The organism is Bradyrhizobium sp. CCH5-F6 (assembly GCF_001556045.1).
In the GTDB taxonomy this organism is placed as follows: domain Bacteria; phylum Pseudomonadota; class Alphaproteobacteria; order Rhizobiales; family Xanthobacteraceae; genus Bradyrhizobium.
Genome location: NZ_LSIC01000094.1, coordinates 247138 through 263587 on the forward strand (window position 1 = coordinate 247138; position 16450 = coordinate 263587).

General features: G+C 63.8%; 18 protein-coding genes. 13 read left to right on the forward strand and 5 right to left on the reverse strand.

Annotation, left to right across the window (positions count from 1 at the left end; all coding sequences use genetic code 11):
* Positions 1-51 precede the first annotated feature (51 nt).
* Complete coding sequence (urtA, locus tag AX729_RS17655) at positions 52-1374, reverse strand: urea ABC transporter substrate-binding protein (RefSeq protein WP_061025240.1); 1323 nt, start codon at positions 1372-1374, stop codon at positions 52-54.
* Positions 1375-1854: 480 nt separating this feature from the next.
* Here urtA and AX729_RS17660 point away from each other — a divergent pair, with 480 nt between their 5' ends.
* The 3 genes from AX729_RS17660 to AX729_RS17670 all read left to right on the forward strand — a co-directional run bounded on the left by AX729_RS17660 (position 1855) and on the right by AX729_RS17670 (position 4227).
* Positions 1855-3438: a DEAD/DEAH box helicase gene (locus tag AX729_RS17660; RefSeq protein ID WP_061025243.1), complete on the forward strand. Its 1584-nt coding sequence runs from the start codon at positions 1855-1857 to the stop codon at positions 3436-3438.
* 23 nt (positions 3439-3461) lie between these two features.
* Positions 3462-3749, forward strand: coding sequence for a translation initiation factor IF-1 (infA, locus tag AX729_RS17665; protein ID WP_024340539.1), 288 nt, complete (start codon positions 3462-3464; stop codon positions 3747-3749).
* Positions 3750-4014: 265 nt separating this feature from the next.
* Positions 4015-4227 (forward strand): cold-shock protein, encoded by a 213-nt coding sequence (locus AX729_RS17670; protein ID WP_014439634.1) that lies wholly within the window; start codon positions 4015-4017, stop codon positions 4225-4227.
* A gap of 99 nt (positions 4228-4326) precedes the next feature.
* Here the strand turns inward: AX729_RS17670 and AX729_RS17675 are convergent, their stop codons facing one another.
* From AX729_RS17675 to AX729_RS17690, 4 genes are all read right to left on the reverse strand, one after another.
* Positions 4327-4941: a TadE/TadG family type IV pilus assembly protein gene (locus tag AX729_RS17675; protein ID WP_082770462.1), complete on the reverse strand. Its 615-nt coding sequence runs from the start codon at positions 4939-4941 to the stop codon at positions 4327-4329.
* A 23-nt stretch (positions 4942-4964) separates the two neighbouring features.
* Entirely contained in the window at positions 4965-5546 is a 582-nt protein-coding gene (locus AX729_RS17680) for a TadE/TadG family type IV pilus assembly protein (RefSeq protein ID WP_061025248.1), read from the reverse strand.
* A 186-nt stretch (positions 5547-5732) separates the two neighbouring features.
* Positions 5733-6236: a pilus assembly protein N-terminal domain-containing protein gene (locus AX729_RS17685; protein WP_061025250.1), complete on the reverse strand. Its 504-nt coding sequence runs from the start codon at positions 6234-6236 to the stop codon at positions 5733-5735.
* A 154-nt stretch (positions 6237-6390) separates the two neighbouring features.
* Complete coding sequence (locus AX729_RS17690) at positions 6391-7218, reverse strand: sterol desaturase family protein (RefSeq protein ID WP_061025251.1); 828 nt, start codon at positions 7216-7218, stop codon at positions 6391-6393.
* A gap of 269 nt (positions 7219-7487) precedes the next feature.
* Here AX729_RS17690 and AX729_RS17695 point away from each other — a divergent pair, with 269 nt between their 5' ends.
* The 10 genes from AX729_RS17695 (at position 7488) to AX729_RS17735 (ending at position 16412) form a co-directional block, all read left to right on the forward strand.
* Positions 7488-7652, forward strand: coding sequence for a Flp family type IVb pilin (locus AX729_RS17695; RefSeq protein ID WP_027544253.1), 165 nt, complete (start codon positions 7488-7490; stop codon positions 7650-7652).
* Positions 7653-7721: 69 nt separating this feature from the next.
* Positions 7722-7865, forward strand: coding sequence for a hypothetical protein (locus AX729_RS40510; RefSeq protein WP_197433612.1), 144 nt, complete (start codon positions 7722-7724; stop codon positions 7863-7865).
* 120 nt (positions 7866-7985) lie between these two features.
* A complete protein-coding gene (locus AX729_RS17700; protein ID WP_061025252.1) occupies positions 7986-8510 on the forward strand; it encodes an A24 family peptidase in 525 nt (174 codons plus the stop codon).
* A gap of 128 nt (positions 8511-8638) precedes the next feature.
* Positions 8639-9436 carry a Flp pilus assembly protein CpaB gene (gene cpaB, locus AX729_RS17705; protein WP_061025254.1) on the forward strand — a complete coding sequence of 266 codons (798 nt, stop codon included), beginning with the start codon at positions 8639-8641 and terminating at the stop codon, positions 9434-9436.
* Between the two features lie 11 nt (positions 9437-9447).
* A complete protein-coding gene (locus AX729_RS17710) occupies positions 9448-10923 on the forward strand; it encodes a type II and III secretion system protein family protein (protein WP_061025316.1) in 1476 nt (491 codons plus the stop codon).
* Positions 10924-10943: 20 nt separating this feature from the next.
* Positions 10944-11678, forward strand: coding sequence for a CpaD family pilus assembly protein (locus tag AX729_RS17715; protein WP_061025255.1), 735 nt, complete (start codon positions 10944-10946; stop codon positions 11676-11678).
* A complete protein-coding gene (locus AX729_RS17720; RefSeq protein ID WP_061025257.1) occupies positions 11675-12943 on the forward strand; it encodes a CpaE/TadZ family protein in 1269 nt (422 codons plus the stop codon). The genes AX729_RS17715 and AX729_RS17720 overlap by 4 nt, the downstream gene beginning before the upstream one ends.
* Positions 12944-12964: 21 nt before the next feature.
* Positions 12965-14434, forward strand: coding sequence for a TadA family conjugal transfer-associated ATPase (locus AX729_RS17725; RefSeq protein WP_061025258.1), 1470 nt, complete (start codon positions 12965-12967; stop codon positions 14432-14434).
* Between the two features lie 16 nt (positions 14435-14450).
* Positions 14451-15428: a type II secretion system F family protein gene (locus tag AX729_RS17730; protein ID WP_061025318.1), complete on the forward strand. Its 978-nt coding sequence runs from the start codon at positions 14451-14453 to the stop codon at positions 15426-15428.
* Positions 15429-15437: 9 nt separating this feature from the next.
* Positions 15438-16412, forward strand: a complete 975-nt coding sequence (locus tag AX729_RS17735) for a type II secretion system F family protein (protein ID WP_061025260.1) — start codon at positions 15438-15440, stop codon at positions 16410-16412.
* Positions 16413-16450: the final 38 nt, after the last annotated feature.

Genomic DNA, 16450 nt, shown 5'->3' on the forward strand with positions numbered 1-16450 from the left:
GGCGGCGGGATCGCCGCCTTCCCCGATCGTGCATGGAGCGTCAGATCCGGATCAGGAGCCCGAACCGAGGCACTTGCTGGTCTTGGTGTTGAAATTGCCGCACTTCTTCTCGACCCAGTCGCCGATCAGGTCCTTGGAGCCGTCCAGCTCCTTCGACCAGGCGTCGCCCGGAACGAGACCCGGCGTCTTCCAGACCACGTCGAACTGGCCGTTGCCCTTGATCTCGCCGATGAACACCGGCTTGGTGATGTGGTGGTTCGGCAGCATCTTGGACACGCCACCGGTCAGGTTCGGCGCCTCGATGCCGGGGAGCGCATCGATCACCTTGTCCGGATCGGTCGACTTCACCTTCTCGACTGCCTTCACCCACATGGCGAAACCGATCACATGCGCTTCCATCGGATCGTTGGTCACGCGCTTCGGGTTCTTGGTGTAGGCCTGCCAGTCCTTGATGAACTTCTCGTTCGCGGGGGTCTTGATCGACTGGAAGTAGTTCCAGGCGGCGAGATGGCCGACCAGCGGTTTGGTGTCGATGCCGGCGAGCTCTTCTTCGCCGACCGAGAACGCGACCACCGGAATGTCCTTGGCCTTGATGCCCTGGTTGCCGAGCTCCTTGTAGAAGGGAACGTTGGCGTCGCCGTTGATGGTCGAGACCACCGCGGTCTTCTTGCCGGCCGAGCCGAACTTCTTGATGTCGGCGACGATGGTCTGCCAATCGGAGTGACCGAAGGGCGTGTAGTTGATCATGATGTCTTCCTGGGCGACACCCTTCGACTTCAGATAGGCTTCCAGGATCTTGTTGGTGGTGCGCGGATAGACGTAGTCGGTGCCCGCGAGCACCCAGCGCTTCACCTTCTCTTCCTTCATCAGATAGTCGACGGCGGGGATCGCCTGCTGGTTCGGCGCAGCACCCGTGTAGAACACGTTGCGCTCGCTCTCCTCGCCCTCGTACTGCACGGGGTAGAACAGGATGTTGTTCAGCTCCTTGAAGACCGGGAGCACCGACTTGCGCGACACCGAGGTCCAGCAGCCGAACACGACCGAGACCTTGTCCTTGGTGATCAGCTCGCGCGCCTTCTCGGCGAACAGCGGCCAGTTCGAAGCGGGGTCGACCACGACGGCTTCGAGCTTCTTGCCGAGCACGCCGCCCTTCTTGTTCTGCTCGTCGATCAGGAAGAGGATGGTGTCCTTCAGCGTGGTTTCGCTGATCGCCATGGTGCCCGACAGGGAGTGGAGCACGCCGACCTTGATGGTGTCGTCCGCGGCCTTCGCGCCAGTCAATGAAGCCAGACCAAGCACCAGTCCGGCGGTCGCGGCGAGTACGCCGCGGCGGCTAAATGATGCCGCTATATCGTGAGTGGATTTGTTAAACATGAGTGTCTCATCTCCCTGACGCAGACGTTAAAACGCTGCGAAACGGCCCCACGGCCGCCTGCGATTAACGGAATCGCAAGAACCATGCCATGGTCTGAGCACCCTTTAACCTATTGTTTCGGCAGGAATAATCGACAGAAATCCAAGTTTCGCCGCAGTCATTTCGCCTAAATTACAGGCAATTCAAATGTATGCGAATGCGGCAGGCGGCTTATTATCTATGCAATAGATCGCCTTTGGCTAAATTTCCGGCATCACTATTTTTGCACCTCAGTCACCGTTTCGGGCGAACTTGCCTTGAAAGCGCCCCCTCGATGTTCCATATGAGCATTCGAGACCTCTTGCGAATCAAGGGGTCGTAGCGAGCTGCGTGTTCTTAAGCCCGTACGGGCCTCTGGCTTGCCCCATATCTCCCAAGCCCATCCGACACCCCAAACACGCAGGTGTCTTCTCGACACCCTTTTGCGCGCGCCGCGCCGAATGCGCCGGGCGCCCGCTTTTGACATGGAAAGAACCCCTCTTTTGACTTCCTTTCAGGATTTCGGCCTCGCCGAGCCAATCGCCCGTGCTCTTCGTGAAGAGAACTACATCACCCCCACCCCGATCCAAGCCCAGACCATTCCGACCGCGCTGACCGGCCGCGACGTCGTCGGCATCGCCCAGACCGGAACCGGCAAGACCGCGTCCTTCGCGCTGCCGATCCTCCACCGGTTGCTCGAGAACCGCATCAAGCCGCAGCCCAAGACCTGCCGCGTGCTCGTACTCTCTCCGACCCGCGAGCTGTCCGGACAGATCCTGGACAGCTTCAACGCCTATGGCCGTCACCTCCGGCTGGCCTCGACCCTCGCCATCGGCGGCGTGCCGATGGGCCGCCAGGTCCGCGCCTTGATGCAGGGCGTCGACGTTCTGGTCGCCACCCCGGGCCGCCTGCTCGACCTCGTGCAGAGCAACGGGCTGAAGCTTTCCAGCGTCGAGTTTCTCGTGCTCGACGAGGCCGACCGCATGCTCGACATGGGGTTCATCAACGATATCCGGAAAATCGTCGCCAAGCTGCCCATCAAGCGGCAGACGCTGTTCTTCTCGGCCACCATGCCGAAGGACATCGCCGAACTCGCCGACGCCATGCTGCGCGATCCGGCCCGCGTCGCGGTGACCCCGGTCTCCTCGACCGCCGAGCGGATCAACCAGCGCATCGTCCAGGTCGACTTCTCTTCCAAGCCCGCCTTCCTGACCAAGCTGCTGAAGGACGAGCCGATCAACCGCGCACTGGTTTTCACCCGCACCAAGCACGGCGCCGACAAGGTGGTGAAAACCCTTGAAAAGGCCGGCATTGCCGCGAGCGCCATCCACGGGAACAAGTCCCAGAACCATCGCGAGCGGACGCTCGCCCAGTTCCGCTCCGGCGAGATCCGCACCCTGGTTGCGACCGACATCGCCGCCCGCGGCATCGACGTCGACGGCATCACCCACGTCATCAATTTCGACCTGCCCAACGTCCCCGAGACCTACGTCCATCGCATCGGTCGCACCGCCCGCGCGGGCGCCGACGGCACCGCGATCTCGCTGGTCGCAGGCGGCGAGGAGCTCAGCTATCTCCGCGACATCGAGCGGCTGATCCGCGTGGCGCTGCCGCGCGAGGACCACCGCACCGATGCCGGGCGCCGCGATGCCGGCCCCGCCCCGTCGCAGCAACGGCAGGGCCGGCCGGGCAGCCGCCCGGGCCAGCGCCCGCAAGGGGCACGGCACGGTGACGCTCGGCGTGCTGACGAAAGACATGCCGACGGGCGCCACCATGGTGCCGGCAAGCAAGGCGACGGAAGGCACGGCGAAGGACGGCACGCCGAGGCGAGGCATGCTGACGGACGGCCCGGCAATGGCCCGAATGCGTCGAAGGGTTCGCGGCGCCGCCGCTCCGGTGGTAAGATGCATTCATCGCCTGTCGACCGTCCGGAACAGCGTTCCGCGCATAGCGCCGGGACCCCTGATGGGATACAAGGCGTTGCCTTTTTGCGCCGCGAGAGTCGGCCAAACAGCCAACCGAACCGCAAACCCTATTCGCACTAGCCGTCCACGACCTGGAGAAATTCATGGCTAAGGAAGAGCTGATCCAGTTCGAAGGACTGGTCACCGAAATCCTCCCCGACGCCCGCTACCGCGTGCAGCTCGACGCCGGCCACGAGATCGTTGCCTATACCGCCGGCAAGATGAAGAAGAACCGCATCAAGACGCTCGCGGGCGACCGCGTGACGGTGGAGATGTCGCCCTACGACCTCGAGAAGGGCCGGCTGATTTTCCGCCACAAGGACGAGCGTCCCAGCACGGCGGGCGGACCGCCCCGTCCCGGACAGCGCGGCGGCCAGTTCCGCCGCCGCTAATCCCGCTGCGGCACGCGGGCGCGCGATACAAAATCCGAGCTGCATATGTTGATCCGCCGTGCCGACGGCGGATCAAAAAATCGTGCACGTCCCGATTGTTTCGAAGCCCTGTTTTCGATAAAATGAATTAATCGATTTTCGGCCGGACGACATTGGCATCCACCGGTACAGCCGGTTCAGACACGCTGACGACCCTTCCAGAAATTCGATCTAACCTGCCCGCGCGAGCGGGCTCCGACATTGTGTATCTGAGAAGGACTACCCCATGAGCATGGGAACCGTGAAGTGGTTTAACGCGACCAAGGGCTTCGGCTTCATCCAGCCCGACGACGGCGGCCAGGACGTGTTCGTTCACATCAGCGCCGTGGAGCGCGCTGGTCTCGGCTCGCTGCGCGAGGGCCAGAAGATTTCATACGAGATCGTGGCCGACCGCCGCTCCGGCAAGTCGGCGGCGGACAACCTCCGCGCAGCGGGCTGAGCCTGCGGGCCCTTGCCCCAGATCGGTCAACCGAGCCGGAACAAGCAAGAAGGCCGTGCGTGACGCACGGCCTTTTTCATTCCGGGGTCGGCCTGCGATTCAACACGTCGACGGCACGCCGTTGTAAGGCACGCAGGTGACCTGGCGCGGTCGCGTGTAGGAGAGATCGCTCAGCGTTATTTTCGGCTTCAACACGTAGCCGATGGCCGGCGTGTAAGTGTAGTTCGCCTCGCTCAGTATGAGATAGCTCGACGGAATCAAGAGCGTCGGGGGGATCTCCGAGGTGACCTTGTCGCCAGCCTTCCGAGCCGAGGTCGCCAGCGTGGCTTGCGTCGCGCCGCTCGCGATGACGCCGGCCTTGCTCCACTGGACCGTGGCAATGCTGTTGGCGTCGATGTAGATCTGGGAAATCGTGCCCTTCACGAGCGCAGCGTCGTAAGGCATGACGACAGAGATGCTTGCCGTGAACGTGTTCTGCATGTCGGCATCGGCGAGCGACGTCGATTGCGACGTCAGATCGGACAGCGTCCGCGCGATCAACGTGACCTTGCGGTCGATCGCCACCGCGGAGGAAAATTCGACGGTGCCGAAGAACATGACCAGCATCAGCGGTACGATCACCGCGAATTCGGTCGCCGCGAGCGCGCGCTTGTCGGCGACGAAGTCGCGCGCGGAGCAACGTGCATTCCTCCAGATATCCGCAATCGCCTGCATTGGTCCGCTCAGATTCATCTGCCTCAGAAGGGTTCGTTCTTGAAGGCGGTGGTCGCCACCATCAGCCGCTTGTTGCTGCATCCCATGTTGTAGCCGAGGCCGGTGACGACGAGCGGCCACTGATAGAACAGCCGCACCACGACGACCTGGCCGGAAGTTCCGGCATTGTACTGCATGCCGTTGGGATTGAAGTCGCAGGACGTGCCAAAGTTCTTGAGGCTCAGCGCTCCGAAGGAGCTGGTGCTCACGACGTCGACGTAGAGCTTGCTGCAATCGAACAACGCCGGAATCTGGCTGCAGACATAGGTCTTGAACGTTGCCTGGTCGCACGCCATGACGGTATTGGGCGCGGTCTGGCAGGCCGCCACCGAGCCGCCCTGCCCCTGCGCCTGGCCGGTCAGAATCGCGCGTGCGGAATTCTGCGTGACGGTCTCGAGCACCTGGCTCGCGAAGAACATGAGCGCCGTCTCGATGATGGCGAACAGCAGCGCGAAGAACATCGGTGCGACCAGCGCAAACTCGACGGCTGCGGAGCCGCGGCGGTTGCCGCGAAACCGGGCCAGCGCTTTCCGGAGCGTGAACCTCGTGGGTGCAGGCGATGGCATCTCGTCAAATTCCCCAGCAACGCGCGATCATCTGCCCGTTCAATAGCGGAAACTGATTGTCTAAGTGTTTCAGGCGATCCGCGTGCGGCGGACCGCGCCATTAGGAATGCGTTAACCAGGCGCGACCCGAAGCACGGAAACACGGCACGCGCGAAGGGACGTCGCCTCGAATCCGCAGGGGAGCCTTTAGTTTGATTTGGCAGCCGACCCGGCACTGCCGCTACCGCTGGCACTGCTGCTCAGCGAACCGGCCTGGTTCATCGTGTTGGTGAAGTAGGTGTCGCTGTCGCCGAGCGTCACGCGACGCTGACAAAGCGGTACGCAGCTGTACGATTCGCGCTCGATCCCGCGATAGACGGTGACGAGCCGGTCGCTCGGACCTTCAACCTGGATCTGACGGTCGACCAGAATCTCGCCGCCCCGGTCGAGCGCGATGAAGTTGGTGGCCCCATAGCCCTTCCCGGTCACGACGATCATGCCGCCCGGCTGGAGCGTGACGTCGGCGATCAGGGGATTGCCGACCACGATGGTCGCCACCTTGCCGGGCAGCCGTATCAGCTTGGCCTGGTCGACATTGACGGCGATGGTGTCGGCGGTGGGCTCGGCAACACCGACGGTTGGGCATGCCAGCACCGCGGCCACAACGAGAAGACAGACGCGCGCCTGACGGCGCAGCAGTTCTTTACGCATACTCTTACCCCCGGGACGTCACAAACCGGCAGAAGCGACTCGACACGGCGGAGCCGGTGCCCGACCCGGCTAACCTGCCTTTAATTCGTGAACGTTCCGCAAACTCTCCGATCATTGTTTGAACGGACTGGCATTTGCGGAGCCACCATCCCTCCTAGTGGCGGAACGGATAGGCGAGCTGGCCACCGATCTCCTTCGGCATGGTCGCTTCGTCCTTGCCGTAATCCTGCGGCAGTTGCCCCTCCGGCATGCGGAAGGTACCGAACAGCACGTCCCAGATCGGGAACGTTCCGGCGAAATTGGTGTCACCGCCCTCTTCGAGGGAGGTATGGTGCCAACGGTGGAATACCGGCGTCGCCAGCAGATATTTGAACGGTCCGAAGGTCCAGTTGAGGTTGGCGTGCACGAAGGCCGAATGGAAGGTGGTGAACGGGCCGACCCAGATCATGACGTTCGGGGAGATGCCGGCCATCAGCAGCACGACATCGACGCTGATCGTTCCGAGCAGGAGATTGACGGGATGGAAACGAGCCGCGGAGATCCACCCGATCTCCTCGGACGAATGATGGATGGCATGGTACTTCCAGAAGCCGCCATCGTGGAAAAGCCGGTGCAGCCAGTACAGCATGAAATCGGACAGCACCAGGAATAGCAGGCCCTGGACCCACAGAGGCAGCTGCGCCAGCGGGCCGTGGCCGTTGTCGTAGAAGGCGATGAGTTCGTCGGGGTCGTGGATGTTGAAGACGACGCTGGCGCCGACGATCAGAAGTCCGATCCGCATGGTGCGGGCGAACACCGGAACGAAGAACCAGTAGCAGATGTCGGTGACGATCTCCCGCTTGCGCCACCACGGCGCGCCGGGATTGCAGGCCCAGAAATGCTCCAGCACGGTGAAGACCGCCGCGAGGACGAAGGTGACGGGAATCACCTTCACGATGGTCTCGCCGAGCATCAGGGCGACTTGCATTGGCAGGCTCGACATCGTCGCCTCTCTCGCGAATTTCACTCCTGCCTACGTCTACTCAGCGAAATTTAAGGGAGGGTGAAGCAGGCGCCGCGCTGCTGATGCATCTGGAACTACGACGCACGGCAGCGGTCGCCTTAAGGGGAAATTCACTCTGGGCAAAAGCATCGCGCCGGACGTGGGTTTACCCGATCGAATTAACTCTACCGAAAGAGCTCGGCTCTCATGGTCGTCGCGTCAAAGACAGCGCCGAACGAGGCGATCTCACCCAGATGGAGTTTTGGTTCATGAAGAACTTGATTGCGCGTTTCGCGAAGGATGAATCCGGCGCCACCGCCATCGAATACGGCCTGATCGCCGCCGGCATCGCGCTGGCCATCATCACCGTCGTCAACAATCTCGGCACCACGCTGAACACCAAGTTCACCTCGATCAGCACGTCGCTGAAGTAAGCAACCGACGACGACGGCAAGAGCCCCGGACCTCCGGGGCATTTGCTTTTCTGAAGACGGCAAGTTCCAGTGGCGTTGCACAAGTTCAGAACCGATGCCGCTGTCGCGGCGCACGAGCCGGAAGCGGCGGCCAGCACGCCAGCCTATTGGATCTGCCTTGCGCTGTTGCTCGCGACGGTCGCGCTTGCCGCGCGCATTGCCAGCTTCTGGTGAAGGCGCGTTCGGCGGCCTCGGCATCGCGCCCTCGTCGCCATTGTCGGTTTGTTTAACACTGCGCGCTAACATCCGGCGACGCCAGTTTCCGCGGCAAACCCAGGCCTCAAGACGCAGCCCATGATCCTCGACCTTGCGCGCCTCCTGCTCTTCCCGGCCCTGATGGCATTCGCCGCCGCGAGCGATCTCTTCACGATGACGATCTCGAACCGGGTGTCGCTGGCACTGGTCGCAGGCTTCTTCGCCCTCGCCATCGCTGGTGGCATGGCACCTCACGAGATGCTCAGCCATGTCGGTGCCGGCGCGCTGCTTCTCGTCGTGGCCTTCACCTGTTTCGCGATGGGCTGGGTCGGCGGTGGCGACGCCAAGGTCGCGGCCTCCGTCGCACTCTGGTTCGGCTTTGCACATCTGATGAACTTCCTGCTCTACGCTTCGCTGTTCGGCGGTGCGCTGACGCTTCTCCTGCTCCAGTTCCGGCAGTGGCCGCTGCCCTACGGCCTGGCGGGCCAGGCCTGGCTTGCACGGTTGCACGCCAAGGAGAGCGGCATTCCCTACGGCATCGCGCTCGCGCTGAGCGCGTTGTTGGTCTACCCGGAGACCGAATGGGTGAAGGCGATCGACCTCGCTCACCTCGCACTGCGCTGAAAACACCGGGTAAACCCGGCGTTAAGGCGATTTAGATACGCCTCATTAACCATGCTTTGACGAATAGCTGGTCAACTGCCGATCACGGCGGCGGCAGCGTCGCGGCGTATTGTTGGAAAGTGAAGCGTATGAATAGGGCACGCATTGTCGTCCTGACGGTCGCGATCTGCGCCGGCGGCGTCGCCGCGTACCTGGCGAGCGGGACGGATAATTCTGCGCCGCCTCCGGCACCGACCGCGCAGCTTCCGACAGTCGACGTCCTCGTGGCCAAGAACGACATCGGTCTCGGCCAGACCGTCAAGCCTGACGACGTGCAATGGCAGACCTGGCCGGCAGCGACCGCCAGCGCCACTTTCATCCGCCGCAACGAGCGTCCCGATGGCGTGACCCAGGTGACCGGCTCGATCGCGCGCGCTCCCTTCATTCAGGGTGAACCGATCCGCGACCAGAAGCTGGTCAAGGCCGAGGGCTCGGGCTTCATGGCCGCAATCCTGCCGAGCGGCATGCGGGCGATCTCGACCGAGATCTCGCCGGAGACCGGCGCAGGCGGCTTCATCCTGCCAAACGACCGCGTCGATGTGATCCTCACGCGCCGGCTCAAGAACCCCGACCAGAGCAACGGCGCTCCGGACATCGTCACCTCCGAGATCATCCTTACCAACATCCGCGTCCTGGCCATCGACCAGGCGCCGAAAGAGAAGGACGGCCAGAACACGGTGGTCGGCAAGACGGTGACCTTGGAGCTCGCTGCAGCACAGACCCAGGCGCTTTCGTCGGCCCGTCAGGCCGGAACGCTGTCTCTGGCACTGCGCAGCATAGCCGACGTCAAGATGAGCGAGATCACGCTCGATGATTCCGCGCAGAAGGGCGACGGCGTCGCGATCATTCGCTACGGCATTCCAAGTCAGACGGCTAAGGCACGATGAAGACAGTCGATATGAATTTCCGGGCAGATTTGGCGACAATGCGAACCTCGGTGGTCCGCGCCCTGTCGTTTTCCGCCGCCCTCGCCTTGACGCTCAACCCGGCCATCGGCCCTGTGGTCGCTGCCGATTACCGACCCGCGGCGCCGGTCGCGGCGGACGGCCAGATCAACGCGCGCTTCCTCTCGCTCGGCGTCGGCAAGTCCGTCGTGATCGACCTGCCGCGCGACATCAAGGACGTGTTGGTCGCCGATCCCAAGATCGCCAATGCGGTGGTCCGCTCGGCACAGCGCGCCTACATCATCGGCGCCGCCATCGGCCAGACCAACATCGTGTTCTTCGATTCCGCCGGTCAGCAGATTGCGGCCTATGACATCGCGGTCAAGCGCGACCTCAACGGCGTACGGGCCGCGCTGAAGCAGATCCTGCCCCATTCAGACATCCAGATCGACGGCCTCGGCGACGGCATCGTCCTGACCGGCACGGCAGCCAACCCGATGGAAGCGCAGCAGGCCAACGATCTCGCCGCGCGCCTGGCCGGCGGCGCCGACAAGGTGGTGAACTCGATCGTGGTGCGCGGCCGCGACCAGATCATGCTCAAGGTGACGGTGGCCGAGGTCCAGCGCAACATCGTCAAGCAGCTCGGCATCGACCTCACCGCCAATCTCAACTACGGCACCTCCGTGGTGAGCTTCACCAATTCGAACCCGTTCACGGCCTATGGCCGCAACCTGGTGGACGGCAACAATCTGACCACGAAGTTCGGCGCGACACCGTCGGTGCAGGCCACCCTGCGCGCGATGGAAACCGCGGGCGTGATCCGGACGCTGGCCGAACCGAACCTGACCGCGATCTCGGGGGAATCGGCGACGTTCATCGCCGGCGGTGAATTCCCGGTCCCGGCAGGCTATGCGTGCGACCCCGTCACGCATGTCTGTACCACCCAGATCAGTTTCAAGAAGTTCGGCATCTCGCTGAATTTCACCCCCGTGGTGCTGAGCGAAGGCAAGATCAGCCTTCGGGTGATGACTGAGGTCTCGGAGCTGTCGAACGAGAATTCGATCACGCTGTCGCAGGCCGTGACCTCGACCTCGGTGAACTCGCTGACGGTGCCCTCGATCAGGACCCGCCGCGCGGAGACCTCGCTGGAAATTCCCTCCGGCGGCGCGATGGCCATGGCCGGCCTGATCCAGCAGCAGACCAAGCAGGCGGTCAGCGGATTGCCGGGACTGATGCAGCTCCCGATCCTGGGCACGCTGTTCCGCAGCCGCGACTTCGTCAACAACGCGACCGAGCTGGTCGTGATCGTGACGCCCTACGTCGTCCGCGCGGTGGCGCCGAAGGACCTGTCGCGGCCGGATGACGGCTTCGCCCCGCCTTCGGATCCGCAGGCTCAGCTGATCGGCAACATCAACCGGCTCTACGGCGTGCCCGGACGAACCGAACCGGCCAAGAACTACCGCGGCACCTACGGCTTCATCACCGACTGAGGCGGAACGGGGAATTCACGATGATCACAAGACCACCCCAGCTTCGCAGACGCGCCATCCGCCTTGGTGGCGCGCTCGTCGGCATGGCGCTCGCGCTCGGCGGCTGTCAGCACGACGAGGTGACGACTGCCTCCATTCCCGACGACTACAAGCAGCGCCATCCGATCGCGGTCGAGGAGCAGAATCGCTCGATCGTCGTCTTCGTCGGCCATGCCCGCGGCGGATTGACCGCCGCCCAGCGCGCCGACGTGATGGGCGTCGCATCAGCCTGGTTGCGCGAAGGCACTGGCGCCGTTCGCATCGACGTGCCGTCCAATACGCCCAATGCTCGTCCGGTTGCGGACACGATGCGTGAGATCCAGGCGATACTGACGGCGGCAGGCGTTCCGCCGCGCGGCATCAGCGTCCAGCCCTACCAGCCGGAAGACAAGCGCTTCCTGCCGCCGATCCGGCTCACTTATTCCAAGATCGCGGCCGTCGCCGGTCCCTGCGGACTGTGGCCGGAGGACATCGGCCCCTCGATGAAGAACAAGCGCTGGTTCGAGAACAAGGATTACTACAATTACGGCTGCGCCTATCAGCGCAACCTCGCGGCCATGGTCGACAACCCGTCCGACCTCGAGCAGCCGCGCCCCGAAACTCCGTCATACACCCCGCGGCGCATCACAGGTCTCGAGAAATATCGCAAGGGAGTCTCGACGACGACCACCTATCCCGAAGCCGACAGGGCCAAACTCAGCGACACCGGAAGATGATCAGCTACGCGCGCCAGACACACGAAGAGCAGCCGGAAGCAGTTCCTCCGCCGGTCGAGGAGCATATTGCGCCCGCGCCCCGCGTCTCGGTCCAGGCCTTCTGCGAAACCGTGGAGACTGCCGCGGCGGTCCAGTCGGCCGGCGAGGATCGCCGTCTCGGCAAGGCCCATCTCAAGATCCAGATGGGCGGCATGGCAGCCGCGATCGAGGCCTACCGTTCGGCCCCGACGCCGAACGTGATCGTGCTCGAGAGCGACGGCCGCAACGATTTGTTGGGTGGGCTCGACCAGCTCGCCACCGTCTGCGACGCCGGCACCCGCGTCGTCGTGATCGGCCGCATCAACGACGTCATGCTCTATCGCGAGCTTGTCCGCCGCGGTGTCAGCGACTACGTGCTCGCGCCGGTCGGCGCGATCGACGTCGTGCGCTCGATCTGCAACCTGTTCTCGGCGCCGGAAGCCAAGGCGGTCGGCCGCATCATCGCCGTGGTCGGCGCCAAGGGCGGCGTCGGGGCTTCCACCATCTCCCACAATGTCGCCTGGGCGATCGCGCGCGACCTCGCGATGGACGCCGTCGTCGCCGACCTCGACCTCGCCTTCGGCACCGCCGGGCTCGACTACAACCAGGATCCGCCGCAAGGCATTGCCGACGCCGTGTTCTCGCCCGACCGCGTCGATACCGCTTTCATCGACCGCCTGCTGTCGAAATGCACCGATCATCTCAGCCTGCTGGCGGCGCCTGCGACGCTCGATCGGGTCTATGATTTCGGCACCGACGCCTTCGACGCCGTGTTCGACACGCTGCGCTCCACCATGCCGTGCATCGTGCTCGACGTTCCGCATCAATGGTCGGGCTGGACCAAGCGCGCCTTGATCGGAGCGGACGACATCCTGATCGTGGCCGCGCCTGACCTCGCCAACTTGCGCAATACCAAGAACCTGTTCGACCTGTTGAAGGCCGCGCGCCCCAACGACCGGCCGCCGCTCTACTGCCTGAACCAGGTCGGCGTGCCGAAACGGCCCGAAATCGCCGCCGCGGAGTTCGCCAAGGCGATCGAGAGCCAGCCGGTCGTCTCGATCCCGTTCGAGCCGCAGATCTTCGGCTCGGCGGCCAACAACGGCCAGATGATCGCGGAGATCTCCGCCAACCACAAATCGATCGAGATGTTCTTGCAGATCGCCCAGCGCCTGACCGGCCGCAGCGAGACCAAGAAGCAAAAGTCGTCCCTGCTTTCACCTCTGATTGAGAAGTTGCGGGGAAGATAAGCCGCGGCATGGAGTTGTTAAGTGTTCGGTAAGCGTAGCGGAACAGACACCGACTTTCGGGCGCCAAAGCCCGGCGCCGTGTCGCTCGAGCCCGTCCAGGCTCCGGCGCCGACGGTGTCGCGCGTCCCGCCTCCGCCGGCCATCGCCTCGCCGCCGCTTGCTCCTGCCAAGGCTCCGCCTCCGCCGGCCATGGAGAGCCGGCGTTCGGACAACTATTACGAGGTCAAGGCGACCATCTTCGGCGCACTGATCGAGGCCATCGACCTCGCCCAGCTCGCCAAGCTCGACTCGGAATCGGCGCGCGAGGAAATCCGCGACATCGTCAACGAGATCATCGCGATCAAGAACATCGTGATGTCGATCGCCGAGCAGGAAGAGCTGCTCGACGACATCTGCAACGACGTGCTCGGCTACGGCCCGCTGGAGCCTCTGCTCGCGCGCGACGATATCGCGGACATCATGGTGAACGGGGCCGGCACCGTCTTCATCGAAGTCGGCGGCAAGATCCAGCGCACCGGCATCCGTTTTCGCGACAACCAGCAGCTCCTCAACATCTGCCAGCGCATCGTCAGCCAGGTCGGACGCCGCGTCGACGAATCCTCGCCGATCTGCGACGCGCGCCTCGCCGACGGCTCCCGCGTCAACGCCATCGTGCCGCCGCTCGCGATCGACGGTCCCGCCCTCACCATCCGAAAATTCAAGAAGGACAAGCTGACGCTCGATCAGCTCGTCAAGTTCGGCGCGATCTCGCCGGAAGGCGCCGAAATCCTCCAGATCATCGGCCGGGTCCGCTGCAACGTGCTGATCTCCGGCGGTACCGGCTCGGGCAAGACGACGCTGCTCAACTGCCTCACCAACTACATCGAGCACGACGAACGCGTCATCACTTGCGAGGACGCCGCCGAGCTCCAGCTCCAGCAGCCCCATGTGGTCCGGCTGGAAACCCGCCCGCCCAACATCGAGGGCGAGGGCCAGGTCACCATGCGCGAGCTGGTGCGCAACTGCCTGCGTATGCGCCCCGAACGCATCATCGTCGGCGAAGTCCGCGGACCCGAGGCGTTCGACCTGCTCCAGGCCATGAATACCGGCCACGACGGCTCGATGGGCACGCTTCACGCCAACAACCCCCGCGAGGCGCTGTCGCGCTGCGAATCCATGATCACGATGGGCGGCTTCTCGCTTCCCTCGCGCACCATCCGCGAGATGATCTGCGCTTCGATCGACGTCATCATCCAGGCCGCGCGCCTGCGCGACGGCTCGCGCCGCATCACCCACATCACCGAGGTGATGGGCATGGAAGGCGACACCATCATCACCCAGGACATCTTCCTCTACGACATGATGGGCGAGGACGCCAACGGCAAGATCATCGGCCGCCACCGCTCGACCGGCATCGGCCGTCCGAAGTTCTGGGAACGCGCCCGCTATTACGGCGAGGAGAAGCGCCTTGCCGCCGCACTCGACGCGGCGGAAGTGGCAGCGAAGACGTGAGCAGGTCAACGTCACCATGAACATGCAGGTCCTCGCCCTCGCCTTCCTCGCCACCGCCGCCGTCGGCGGCATCGCCTGGGTCTTCCTCTATCCGCTGCTGTCCGGCGAACGAAAGGCGGAGAGCCGCCGCGCCTCGGTCGCCCGCGCCGAGGCGCCCATGGCCCGCCAGGCCGAGAAGACCCAGCGCTCGCGCCGCGAGCAGGTCGAGACCACGCTCAAGGACCTCGAGGCGCGGCGCTTGCAGGAAAAGAGCGTACCGCTCTCCGTCCGCCTGTCGCAGGCGGGGCTCGACTGGACGCCACAGAAGTTCTGGATCGTGTCCGCCGTCGTGGCGGGCGTGTTCTTCGCAACCGCCCTGTTCGCCGGAGGCGGCCTGATCGGCGCTGCCGGCCTTGCCTTTGCCGGCGGCTTCGGCCTGCCGCGCTGGGCACTCGGCTTCCTGAAGAAGCGCCGCGAGACCAAGTTCCTGGCGGCGCTTCCCGACGCGGTCGACGTGATCGTGCGCGGCATCAAGGCCGGACTGCCGCTGTTCGAGTCGATCAAGGTCGTGGCCGCCGACGCGCCCGAGCCGCTACGCAGCGAGTTCCTGACGATCATCGAGACGCAGGCGATCGGCATGCCGCTGGGCGAGGCCTGCGCGCGGCTCTACGAGCGCATGCCGCTGCCGGAGGCCAATTTCTTCGGCATCGTCATCTCGATCCAGCAGAAGTCGGGCGGCAACCTCTCCGAAGCGCTCGGCAACCTCTCCAAGGTGCTGCGCGACCGCAAGAAGATGAAGGAAAAGATCCAGGCGATGTCGATGGAAGCCAAGGCCTCGGCCGGCATCATCGGTTCGCTGCCGCCGATCGTGATGTTCCTCGTCTATCTCACGACGCCGCAATACATCTCAGTCCTTTGGACTCATCCCACCGGACAGCTGATGCTGGTCGGTTGCGTCGTCTGGATGTCGATCGGCATCATGGTGATGAAAAAGATGATCAACTTCGATTTCTGACGGTGCCGTATGGTCGACTTTCTCGTCTCGAAACTGCACGACGTCCGCTTCATGACCATGCTGCTCGCGGCCATCGCCGCGAGCGCAACCGTGTATACGCTGGTAATGCCGTTGTTCGCGGGCGAGGGCCTCTCCAAGCGCATGAAGGCGGTGGCGAGCGAGCGCGAGCGCATCCGTCAACGCGAGCGTGAGCGTCTCCACAAGAGCGAAAAGGTCTCGCTGCGTCAGACGCCGAAGCAACTCGTCTCCAAGGTGGTCGAGGACTTCAACCTCACCAAATGGCTCGCGCAGGAAGCTGCGCGAGACAAGCTCATCATGGCGGGTTACCGCGGCCAGGCGCCCTACATCACCTTCCTGTTTGCCCGCATGGTCGCCCCGATCGTGCTCCTGATCGGCTCGGCGCTCTACGTCTTCGTGATCGCGCATATGGAACAGGCGTTGCCGGTCAAGATCGGCATCTGTCTCGGCGCCGCCTATCTCGGCCTCCAGGCGCCGATGCTGTTCCTCAGAAATGCGATCTCGAAGCGGCAGCTCTCGATCAAGCGCGCGTTCCCCGACGCGCTCGACCTGCTGCTAATCTGCATCGAATCCGGCATGTCGGTCGAAATGGCGTTCCGGAAGGTTGCTACGGAAATCGTGGGCCAGTCGATCGCGCTGTCGGAGGAGTTCACCCTGACCACGGCCGAACTGTCCTATTTGCAGGACCGCAAGGTCGCCTATGAGAACCTGGCGCGGCGCACCGGGCTCGAGGGCGTAAAGTCGGTGTGTCTCGCGCTTCAGCAGGCGGAGCGTTACGGCACCCCGCTCGGCCAATCCTTGCGCGTCATGGCGCAGGAGAATCGCGACATGCGCATGAACGAAGCCGAAAAGAAGGCCGCCGCCCTGCCGCCGAAGCTGACGGTGCCGATGATCCTGTTCTTCCTGCCGGTGCTGTTCGTGGTCATTCTCGGACCGACGGGCATCAAGGTCACGGAGATGCAATGAGTTCGGGGCTGACCGCGCGGTTCACCGCATAGGCCCGA

Bases quoted from the DNA above. Each gene is read 5' to 3' on its own strand.
- AX729_RS17690 (WP_061025251.1), bottom strand. From the start codon at position 7,218: ATGTCGAGCCTGCCAATGCAAGTCGCCCTGATGCTCGGCGAGACCATC.
- AX729_RS17660 (WP_061025243.1), top strand. From the start codon at position 1,855: ATGCGCCGGGCGCCCGCTTTTGACATGGAAAGAACCCCTCTTTTGACT.
- cpaB (WP_061025254.1), top strand. From the start codon at position 8,639: ATGAATAGGGCACGCATTGTCGTCCTGACGGTCGCGATCTGCGCCGGC.
- AX729_RS17680 (WP_061025248.1), bottom strand. From the start codon at position 5,546: ATGCCATCGCCTGCACCCACGAGGTTCACGCTCCGGAAAGCGCTGGCC.
- AX729_RS17720 (WP_061025257.1), top strand. From the start codon at position 11,675: ATGATCAGCTACGCGCGCCAGACACACGAAGAGCAGCCGGAAGCAGTT.
- AX729_RS17730 (WP_061025318.1), top strand. From the start codon at position 14,451: ATGAACATGCAGGTCCTCGCCCTCGCCTTCCTCGCCACCGCCGCCGTC.
- AX729_RS17700 (WP_061025252.1), top strand. From the start codon at position 7,986: ATGATCCTCGACCTTGCGCGCCTCCTGCTCTTCCCGGCCCTGATGGCA.
- AX729_RS17735 (WP_061025260.1), top strand. From the start codon at position 15,438: ATGGTCGACTTTCTCGTCTCGAAACTGCACGACGTCCGCTTCATGACC.
- AX729_RS17715 (WP_061025255.1), top strand. From the start codon at position 10,944: ATGATCACAAGACCACCCCAGCTTCGCAGACGCGCCATCCGCCTTGGT.
- AX729_RS17675 (WP_082770462.1), bottom strand. From the start codon at position 4,941: ATGCAGGCGATTGCGGATATCTGGAGGAATGCACGTTGCTCCGCGCGC.
- AX729_RS17695 (WP_027544253.1), top strand. From the start codon at position 7,488: ATGAAGAACTTGATTGCGCGTTTCGCGAAGGATGAATCCGGCGCCACC.
- infA (WP_024340539.1), top strand. From the start codon at position 3,462: ATGGCTAAGGAAGAGCTGATCCAGTTCGAAGGACTGGTCACCGAAATC.
- AX729_RS17670 (WP_014439634.1), top strand. From the start codon at position 4,015: ATGAGCATGGGAACCGTGAAGTGGTTTAACGCGACCAAGGGCTTCGGC.
- urtA (WP_061025240.1), bottom strand. From the start codon at position 1,374: ATGTTTAACAAATCCACTCACGATATAGCGGCATCATTTAGCCGCCGC.
- AX729_RS17710 (WP_061025316.1), top strand. From the start codon at position 9,448: ATGAATTTCCGGGCAGATTTGGCGACAATGCGAACCTCGGTGGTCCGC.
- AX729_RS17685 (WP_061025250.1), bottom strand. From the start codon at position 6,236: ATGCGTAAAGAACTGCTGCGCCGTCAGGCGCGCGTCTGTCTTCTCGTT.